Genomic DNA, 243 nt, shown 5'->3' with positions numbered 1-243 from the left:
ATCTGCACGCAGTCGAACCACTGATCTTGGCGCGCCTCTTTGAGCGCATTCTGCGCCTGGGGGCTGAGATTCTCTTTGCCGAACCGCTCGGCCATCTGCGCCGCGGTTAGCTTGAACTCGCGATAGAACGCGTTGCACCTACCGTCTGCGCCGTTGGCCACGTAGTACTCACCAGCGGTGAACACCTCGCAACGAATGCCGTTCTTCGGGTCTTCGTCGATCCAGATCGCGCCAGTGCCGAAC

1 protein-coding gene is annotated in these 243 nt (G+C 60.5%); it reads right to left on the bottom strand.

Translation table 11 applies throughout. The features are described from left to right. On the bottom strand, nucleotides 1-243 hold a 243-nt coding region (locus OH705_RS28425; RefSeq protein ID WP_267303596.1), incomplete at both ends, for a portal protein.

It is taken from the genome of Pseudomonas sp. BJa3, from assembly GCF_026343815.1.
Classification (GTDB): Bacteria; Pseudomonadota; Gammaproteobacteria; order Pseudomonadales; family Pseudomonadaceae; genus Aquipseudomonas; species Aquipseudomonas soli.
This window is presented reverse-complemented; position numbering and strand designations above follow the sequence as displayed.